Below are 7,215 nucleotides of genomic sequence, written 5' to 3'. Positions count from 1 at the left end.
TCATGTTGATGGTCAATTTCATATAGGATATGACTTTGGATTAAAGATATTTCCTGCTCTCCAACCGTGCAACAATTTTTATCCAGCAAGCCGAAGCGACGTACCATGATCTGTAATAACTCTCTTGGGTTTTGGTTATCCGGCAACATGATCACCTCTTGGTGTCTATTATAATCATATTATTTGTATATTGCAACTATTTTAAATTATTCTGCTTTTCTAAATTGTTTTGGATATGCTTAACGACATACTCAGCATCTGGCCCCACACCCCGAAGAGTTGCTGATGCAAAGGAGCGCTGTCCAGACAAGCCTACAAAATAAAGTCCGGGGATTGTCTTGCTAATCCCGTTCTTTTGCTCGGGTTCGCCTTGACCATCCAGTCCACCTAATGCATCAATATAAGAAACGTTGGAACGATATCCTGTCGCGAAAATGACGGTTTGGACCTCTTCTTGTGTTCCATCAGACCAGATCACACCTCTGTCATAAAATGCGGTGAACATTTTCTTTTGTTTCGGGTTCCCCGCTTTAAGCCGCTGCTTATATCCATCCAAATCCAGAACGGATGACCCGTTTGCAAATGACTTCCCAAATTTCCAAAACGAATCGATCCCCGTTAGCTTAAACCAGAAGTGAATATCCTGGCCCAAGAGACGCTGCGGGATTAGTGCTACTGGTTCTCTCACAGCAAGTGTTGTTTCAGCTACTTCGGATAGTTCCATCGCAATCTGAACCGCGGAATTTCCTCTCCCTACAACAATGACCGATTGATTATGAAAAGGGGCCGGTGTTCGATACGTCGCGGAATGTAAGATTTCTCCCTCAAATTGTTCATGGTTTGGAATCGAAGGGGTATAGGGTCTACTAAACGATCCAGTTGCCAAAATCAGATTGCGAGCCACGTATTTCTTTCCACTTGAAGTTGTTACTGTAAAAACCCCGGATTCTTTGGATACTTGATCTACATGGCTGTTATAAACCAAAGGCAATCCAAAATGAGAAGCATAGTCCTTCAAGTATTGAATAACTTCATCACGTTGTGGGTATCGATCCCCTGGAGAATCTATCGAAAGCCCCGGCAGAGACGAGTACTTGGCCGGTGAGAATAACTTCAAATTATCGTAATACTGTGGCCACGCCCCTACCGCTGCTCCTCCTGCCTCCAAAATCAAAAAAGACAGCCTTTTCTTTTTTAAATGATAACCGGAAGCAAGTCCTGCCTGACCTCCACCAATAACAATGACATCCCAGATTGGCTCCATAACACATCTCCTTCAAATATAATTAGAGTGATTCATTCTTACAAGGTATGTACTCGTTTAGTATAATTGTTTATTTGCAAATTGCAAGTATATTTCTTCGATGACTAGTTATCTCATCTAAAAAGCTACCCTGGAAGTGTTCATTAAAACGCTCGGTAAAAAAATTATAACGTTTACTTACGTAAACGCTCCACGTCATAAAACCAATGTAAACATGTAGGCTTATGCCCATTATTGCAAATGTTGTATACCTTTCTATAGGCGGCTGCATAGGGTGTGAGTAGATATTTCACCAAAGAAGGAGAATGACTATGTACCCTAAATTATCAAATCGAAATCAATGGCATAATCCAGTGCCTAACATCCGGAATAACAACGGACAGGTCCTCACCCCTCCGTATTGCCATGGAAATGTGAACCTTAGTCACCCTGGTGGAAATATAGAAATAAGAGATTATGGACAACAACCACTTGTAATCAATATTGATCAAGCTACAAAGTATAATCAAAATTATCGTACGGCTCTATGGACAGGAAAGCACTTTCAAGTGACTCTGATGAGTATCCGTGTTGGCGAAGATATCGGTCTGGAAGTCCACCCGACAACCGATCAATTCATACGGATTGAAGAAGGTCAGGGACTTGTGCAAATGGGAGACGAGAAAGACAAATTGAATTTTCAAACGATGGCCTGTGAGGACTATGCCGTTATGGTGCCTGCTGGAAAATGGCACAATATCCAACACAGGCAGTATACCTCTTAAAGTGTACGTGATCTATGCACCGCCTGAGCATCCTTATGGGACAGTGCATGGAACAAAAGCCATTGCCATGTCTTCTGAAAGTTAGTTGATCGTATTCTAATGCAATTTACAAAAGCCTGATTTCTCTTCATCGTCGTGGAGAAAAATCAGGCTATTTCTTAATTTAATTACTTATCGAGGTATCGATACAGCGTTGTTTTGCTAATACCTGTTTCTTCACGAATTTCAGCAAGACTGTACTCTTTACTTTCATACATTTGTATCGCCTTCATTACGTTCCCATCCAATTTACGAGGACGACCTAACTTCGTCCCCTTTTCCTTCGCTTCATCCATTCCTTTTTTCGTGCTTTCACTGCTTAAATCTCCTTGGAAGTCAAGTAAAGCCTTCACATGCTCCAGAAAAATACGACCAGAACTGTCCTGTGTATTCAAATTTTCATTCAGAGAATACAGATGGGCCTCTCGCTTTTGAAATTCCTTCAGCAGATCGACAAGATGTTTTGTAGAGTCAGCTAAGGAGAACAATCGAGTAACAACGACGACATCTCCTGCTTCGAGCTGGTTCATCATGGCATTTAGCTGCGTTCTTTGCTTTGCAGATGAATGTTCTTCCTTCAATATTCGATCACAGGATTTCCGCTTTAAAATTTCGTGTTGATTTTGACAATTCGGGTCATCCTGTGAAGGTCTCATATAGCCAATAATCATGTTAAAACTCCTAACTGCAACTGACATTATAAAATTATAACACAAAATAAGAACCGAAATGGTTCCTTTTTGGGACTTCCTGTGATAAGATCAATATACTTCAACCGGATATGACTTTTAGTCGAGTAAGAGTCATAAAAAAAGATAAGGAGTGGAAGTACACGTGATTGAACGGATTAAGAAAGATTGGTTCTCTAATATTCGAGGGGACATATTAGCCGGGATTGTAGTGGCATTGGCACTCATCCCCGAAGCCATTGCATTTTCTATTATTGCTGGTGTAGATCCCATGGTGGGTCTGTATGCATCGTTTTGTATTGCTGTCATCATCTCATTTATTGGTGGCCGACCAGGGATGATTTCGGCTGCTACTGGAGCCATGGCCTTACTTATGGTTCCTTTGGTCAAGGAACATGGCGTTCAGTATTTACTGGCTGCCACCATTCTTACTGGGGTTATCCAATTGCTTTTTGGCGTATTCAAAATCGGGAAACTCATGAAATTCATCCCGAGGGCTGTCATGATCGGTTTTGTGAATGCTCTCGCTATTCTGATATTCATGGCACAAGTTCCCCATTTTGTAGGCATATCTACGCTGACCTACATCTTCGTTGGAGTTACCTTACTTATTGTATATGTTTTACCCCGATTCTTCAAAGCCATTCCAGCACCTCTTATTGCCATTGTGGTTCTAACCGCAGCTGCCATTTGGGGGAACCTGGATTTGGGAACGGTTGGAGAGCTAGGTATTATCACACAATCTCTTCCCTCATTCTTTATTCCCGATATTCCTTTTAATATCGAAACATTGCAAATTATATTCCCTTATTCTATTTCACTGGCTATTGTCGGGTTGGTTGAATCTCTATTAACGGCTTCCATCGTGGATGATATGACGGGAACGAACAGTAACAAAAACAAAGAAGCTCGCGGACAAGGAATTGCTAACGTCATTACCGGTTTCTTCGGCGGTATGGCAGGCTGCGCCATGATTGGACAGTCTGTAATCAACGTCAAGTCTGGTGGGCGAGGAAGGTTATCTACACTCGTTGCAGGCGTATTCCTCATGTTCCTTATCCTTGTACTTGGCGGTGTCGTTGTTCAGATCCCTATGCCTGTACTCGCCGGGATCATGATCATGGTAGCCGTCGGAACATTTGACTGGTCTTCCTTCTCTTATCTCCGTAAAGCTCCAAAAAGTGATGCACTCGTGATGCTAGTCACCGTTATTGTTGTTGTAGCAACCGATAATCTTGCACTAGGTGTCATTGTCGGCGTCATTCTCAGTGCCATCTTCTTTGCTTCTAAAATTTCAAAGGTGAGTGTGAAGCAGCTCTCAACGGAGAAAAACGTAAGATTTGATGTGTCGGGTCAGCTATTCTTTGCATCGGTGGAAGGTTTTATTGAATCTTTTGACTTCGAGATTGCGGATTCGGACATTAGTATTGATTTTTCAAATGCACATATTTGGGATGACTCAGGTGTAGGGGCTGTCGATAAAGTAGTCATTAGATATCGGGAGAATCATAACCGAGTTAAGATTAAAGGACTGAATACGTCAAGTGAAAAACTCGTAAATAAGTTAGCGGTTTATCAAGATCCAAATGCACAATTAAAATCACATTAAGGTAGGAGAGATGAACATGTATCAACATATTCTACTTGCTGCAGATGGTTCTAATAATGCCATTCGGGCAGCGAAAGAAGCCGCTTATATTGCATCCTTAATCCCTGATGCTGAGGTCGAGATTCTGTTTGTTGTAGACCTGTCCAAGGTCAAAGATGAAGTGCTCCATTCTCAGAATCATGAGGAAATTGAACTGAAACGTAAACAGAAACTTATGCCTGTTCAGCAAGAACTTACAGAGAAACATGTGAACTATCGAGTTACCTTCGTAAATGGAGATCCTGGTCCTACGATTGTTGATTACGCGAATAAGAACAGCGTTGATCTGCTTATTATCGGTAGCCGGGGACTGAACTCCTTACAGGAATTCGTACTTGGAAGTGTGAGTCATAAAGTCGTTAAGAGGGCTCATTGTCCAGTTATGATTGTGAAATAGATGATGGATATGAAGCACAGGACCTCTGCAATTGCAGAGGTCTCGCTTCTTTTTCTAAAGGAATTAGATTAGATCATTTAAACGTTGACTGGAGGAGAGGAAATCTTGGAACACTCCAAATTAAAGACTCAAAAACCACAAAAAACATCACGCTATCTTCCTCCTGCTGTACGTATTTTTGCGCTTGGAGGTCTCGGGGAAATTGGAAAGAACATGTATGGGATCGAATATAAAAATGAAATCATTTTGATTGACGCAGGTTTGAAATTCCCCGATGCCCATATGAACGGTGTAGATTACATTATTCCTGATATACGTTACTTGCTGGACAAGCCTCAACAGATTAAAGCTCTTTTCCTTACTCACGGACATGAAGATCATATTGGCGCTATTCCCTATTTACTCAGACATCTTTCGTTTCCAATCTATGGCGGTGCACTAACAATCGGCTTGGTCAAAGCCAAGTTGGAAGAGCACAAGTTAACGAATTCAGTGGATTTTCATATCATTCAGGATCACGAACGCGTATCATTTCAGCAGCTTTCTGTTCATTTTTTCCGAACAATACACAGCATACCCGATGCCTTTGGTATCGTTGTAGATACGCCCTATGGTTCTATTGTGCACACAGGTGACTTCAAATTTGATATGACACCTGAAGGAAAGACAGCAGATCTTCATAAAATGATGCAGTTAGGTGAAAAAGGTGTGCTTGCTTTGCTGTCTGATAGTACCAACAGTGAACGCGAAGGTCAGTCTCTTTCAGAACAAACAGTGGGTGAATCTGTTTTGGAATTAATCCAGCAATGTGAAGGCCGAGTTTTGTTTGCGACTTTTGCATCCAATGTCCACAGGTTACAACAAGTCATTCATGCTGCTTCAGAGTGTAATCGGAGAATTTTAATACTGGGCCGCAGTATGGAAAAAATATTCTCCATTGGTCAAGAACTTGGACACCTTCATATACCACAAGGTATGTTAATGAATATGAAGGAAATCCACACCACTCCACATCATCAAGTCATCATTTTATGCACGGGTAGTCAAGGAGAGCCTAATGCAGCTTTAACCCGTATTGCAGCCGGCTCCCACCGTCACGTTCAAATATTCCCAGGAGATATGGTTGTCTTTTCTTCTTCTCCGATCCCTGGTAACGTCATTCAAGTCAATCGAAGCATAGATATGCTGATGCGTTCTGGAGCCGCTGTCCTCTACGGAGCAGAGTATGACATTCATACTTCAGGGCATGGATCACGGGAAGATTTAAAACTGATGATACGGACCATGCGCCCGAAATATTTCATACCGATCCATGGAGAATATCGAATGCTGGTAAGTCATCAAAAACTAGCTGAGCAAGTTGGAATACCCTCCAACAGAATCTATGTATTGAACAATGGAGAGCCTCTCCTCATTACTAAATATCATGCTCGAAAAGGAAGGAATCTCCCTTCGGGATCGTCATTTGTGATACGTGGTAAAGTTGAGAGGCATGAGCCTGAACTCATTGATGAACGCAATAGATTGGCTAAGGATGGTGTACTTATTGTAGCACTTGTCTTAAACAATGAGACATGCCAAATGATATCAGGGCCTGATCTCATTAGCCGAGGGTTTGTCTATGTACGAGATGCTAACGAACTGATGAAAACAGCAGAATCACATTTGAAATCCGCACTATATGGACTAGAGCAGAAAAAAGAAGCCCGCTGTGGGATTTGGGAAAGGAAGATCTCAGAAGTACTCCAGAACTTCTTTTACTCACAATTACAACGAACTCCTGTGATTTTCTCTTCCATTCATAGCGTTTCACATCCTACTCAAGTAAAGGACGACTAAACAATGAGAATGATTCAAAAGTTAATTCATCCCGATACACCTGATCCAAATGGCCGAATGTTTGAACGAAAAGCAGCACGTGGCATTATTATGCGTGGTTCTGAGATTCTTCTACTCTATACCCGTAGATATAATGACTACAGTTTTCCCGGAGGTGGTGTGGAAGCGGATGAGGACCTACTAAGTGGGCTAAGAAGAGAAATTGCCGAAGAAACCGGAGCTACCCAGGTTGAGGTAACAAACGAGTTCGGCTACATTGAAGAGTATCGTCCCCATTACAAACCCGAATATGATCTGATCCATATGTTATCTTATTATTATGTTTGCAACATTCATGAACAGCTTGGAGAAGCCAAACTCGAAGATTATGAAATGAACAATGGGATGTCTGCCGTCTGGATCGACATTCATCAGGCCATTAAGCATAATCGGCAGGTAATATTGAATAAAGAGGCTTCCATGGGATTTTCCATTGAAAGAGAGACGATTGTTTTAGAGTTGATTGCATCTGAATTAATCTTTTAGATTAGAATATTAGACTCGCAATGTAATTTGTAATGGCCCCACATTCATGT

General features: G+C 41.6%; 6 protein-coding genes and 1 pseudogene. 5 read left to right on the top strand and 2 right to left on the bottom strand.

From position 1 onward, the window contains the following. Positions 1-196 precede the first annotated feature (196 nt). The gene (locus P364_RS0131915; protein ID WP_024634062.1) at positions 197-1,264 is read right to left on the bottom strand and encodes a flavin-containing monooxygenase; all 1,068 of its coding nucleotides are present in this window, start codon (positions 1,262-1,264) and stop codon (positions 197-199) included. Between the two features lie 311 nt (positions 1,265-1,575). On the opposite strand from P364_RS0131915, the pseudogene P364_RS35805 reads away from it, so the two are divergent. Further along, positions 1,576-2,113: pseudogene (locus tag P364_RS35805) on the top strand (cupin domain-containing protein). An 82-nt stretch (positions 2,114-2,195) separates the two neighbouring features. Here the strand turns inward: P364_RS35805 and P364_RS0131905 are convergent. Continuing rightward, entirely contained in the window at positions 2,196-2,738 is a 543-nt protein-coding gene (locus P364_RS0131905; RefSeq protein WP_024634061.1) for a recombinase family protein, read from the bottom strand. Between the two features lie 163 nt (positions 2,739-2,901). Here P364_RS0131905 and P364_RS0131900 point away from each other — a divergent pair, with 163 nt between their 5' ends. The 4 genes from P364_RS0131900 to P364_RS0131885 all read left to right on the top strand — a co-directional run bounded on the left by P364_RS0131900 (position 2,902) and on the right by P364_RS0131885 (position 7,165). Then, positions 2,902-4,365 carry a SulP family inorganic anion transporter gene (locus tag P364_RS0131900; protein ID WP_024634060.1) on the top strand — a complete coding sequence of 488 codons (1,464 nt, stop codon included), beginning with the start codon at positions 2,902-2,904 and terminating at the stop codon, positions 4,363-4,365. 16 nt (positions 4,366-4,381) lie between these two features. Further along, positions 4,382-4,801, top strand: a complete 420-nt coding sequence (locus P364_RS0131895) for a universal stress protein (RefSeq protein ID WP_024634059.1) — start codon at positions 4,382-4,384, stop codon at positions 4,799-4,801. A 105-nt stretch (positions 4,802-4,906) separates the two neighbouring features. Then, positions 4,907-6,640: an RNase J family beta-CASP ribonuclease gene (locus P364_RS0131890; protein ID WP_024634058.1), complete on the top strand. Its 1,734-nt coding sequence runs from the start codon at positions 4,907-4,909 to the stop codon at positions 6,638-6,640. 3 nt (positions 6,641-6,643) lie between these two features. After that, positions 6,644-7,165, top strand: a complete 522-nt coding sequence (locus P364_RS0131885; RefSeq protein WP_024634057.1) for an NUDIX domain-containing protein — start codon at positions 6,644-6,646, stop codon at positions 7,163-7,165. Positions 7,166-7,215: the final 50 nt, after the last annotated feature.

This window comes from Paenibacillus sp. MAEPY2 (assembly GCF_000499205.1).
Classification (GTDB): Bacteria; Bacillota; Bacilli; order Paenibacillales; family Paenibacillaceae; genus Paenibacillus; species Paenibacillus vandeheii.
Note: the sequence above shows the minus strand (reverse complement) of the source record. Positions and strands in the feature narration are given on the sequence as shown.